This is a genomic window from uncultured Nevskia sp., from assembly GCF_903885465.1.
Taxonomy (GTDB): domain Bacteria; phylum Pseudomonadota; class Gammaproteobacteria; order Nevskiales; family Nevskiaceae; genus Nevskia.
Map to the genome: position 1 here is coordinate 1 of NZ_CAISIQ010000054.1, position 2,144 is coordinate 2,144.

2 protein-coding genes are annotated in these 2,144 nt (G+C 62.5%); both read left to right on the forward strand.

The annotated features are described in order from the left end of the window. On the forward strand, window positions 1-567 hold a 567-nt coding region (locus QZY06_RS01950; RefSeq protein WP_295679486.1), incomplete at its 5' end, for an aconitase family protein. Window positions 568-801: 234 nt separating this feature from the next. Then, window positions 802-2,144 (forward strand): aconitate hydratase AcnA (locus tag QZY06_RS01955; RefSeq protein WP_295679488.1); only part of this gene is annotated, 1,343 nt, incomplete at its 3' end.

Sequence of the window (2,144 nt, forward strand, 5' to 3'; positions counted from 1 at the left end):
GCCGACATCAAGGAGCCGATCGTCTGCTGCCCGAACGATCCGGATGATGCGAAGTTCCTGTCCGAAGTGGCGGGCACCAAGATCGACGAAGCCTTCATCGGCTCGTGCATGACCAACATCGGCCACTTCCGTGCCGCCGGCAAGCTGCTCGAAGGCAAGAAGGATATCCCGGTCCGCCTCTGGGTCGCCCCGCCAACGAAGATGGATGCCGCCAAGCTCACGCAGGAAGGCGTCTACAACACCTTCGGCACGGCGGGCGCACGCACCGAAATGCCGGGCTGCTCGCTGTGCATGGGCAACCAGGCGCAGATCAAGGAAGGCTCGACGGCGATCTCGACGTCGACCCGCAACTTCCCGAACCGCCTCGGCAAGAACACCAACGTGTATCTGGGCTCGGCGGAACTGGCGGCCATCGCGTCGAAGATGGGCAAGCTGCCGACGGTCGCGGAATACCTTGCCGAGATGGGCATCGTCACCCAGCACTCGGAGCAGATCTACCAGTACCTGAACTTCAACCAGATCGACGAGTACGTCGAAACGGCGAAGCCTGCGGCGGTCGAGGCCTGAGTCGGGGCCTGAGTAGCTACGCAATGAACGTCCCCGGCACAGCCTTCGGGCACCGGTGAAATCTGAGCCCGTCGGCGCGAGCCGGCGGGTTTTTTTGTGTCCTCGATCGAACGCCCGGCTAAGCCATACTCGCAAACCGGGCTGAACTTCCGTCGACTGCAAACCCTCTGAAGTCCGTCATCGCCCTGCCAGCCGCACACACCCCAGGCAGTGGCACCATCAAGGAGAACGACTGTGACCGATAGCTACAAAGCCAAGTCCACGCTCACCGTTGGATCGAAAAGCTACGGCTACTACGATCTGACCCAGCTGGAGCAGCCATTCAAGGTCTCGAGGCTCCCGTACTCGTACAAGATCCTGCTCGAAAACCTGCTCCGTCACGAAGACGGCGTGAACACCACCGCCGACGACATCACGGCGCTGGCCACGGCGGACCTGAAGAAGGTGCCGGCCAAGGACATCAATTTCACCCCGGCACGCGTGATCCTGCAGGACTTCACCGGCGTGCCCTGCGTGGTCGATCTCGCGGCGATGCGCGATGCCATCAAGACGCTTGGCGGCGATGCCACCAAGGTCAATCCGCTGTGCCCGGTGGAGCTGGTCATCGACCACTCGGTGATGATCGATCACTACGGCAGCAAAGAAGCGCTCGACCTCAATGCCAAGATCGAATTCCAGCGCAACGAAGAGCGCTACACCTTCCTGCGCTGGGGCCAGGAAGCCCTGAAGAACTTCAAGGCCGTGCCACCGGATACTGGCATCGTCCATCAGGTCAACATCGAATATCTCGCCCGAGTCGTGTTCCAGAACGACGACGGCATGCTGTATCCGGATTCGTGCTTTGGCACCGATTCGCACACCACGATGGTCAACGGCATCGGCGTGCTCGGCTGGGGCGTCGGCGGTATCGAAGCGGAAGCGGCGATGCTCGGCCAGCCCTCATCGATGCTGATTCCGGAAGTCATCGGTGTTCGCGTCAGCGGCAAGCTCGCCGAAGGTGCCACCGCCACCGATCTGGTGCTGACCGTCACCGAGATGTTGCGCAAGCGCGGCGTGGTCGAGAAGTTCGTCGAATTCTTCGGCCCCGGCCTTGCCAATCTGTCGGCTTCCGATCGCAACACGATCGCCAACATGGGCCCGGAATACGGTGCCACCTGCGGCATCTTCCCGATCGACAATGAAACCTTGAGCTACCTGCGCCTGACCGGCCGCAGCGATGAGCAGATCGCCATCGTTGAGGCCTACGCCAAGGCCCAGGGCATGTGGTGGACGCCGGACGCGCCGGAAGCGGAATACACCGACGTGCTGGCGCTCGATCTGTCGACGATCCTGCCCAGCCTCGCCGGCCCGAAGCGTCCGCAGGATCGCGTGCTGCTGACCGACATGAAGAGCAACTTCCGCAAGGCCTTCGAAGCCGAGCAGAAGGCGCGTCCGTCGAAGGGCCCAGCTACGGTCACCGACATGGGCCAGACCTACGAACTGAAAGACGGCGCGGTGGTCATCGCCGCGATCACTTCGTGCACGAACACCTCGAACCCGAGTGTCCTGATCGGCGCCGGCCTGCTCGCCCGCAAGGC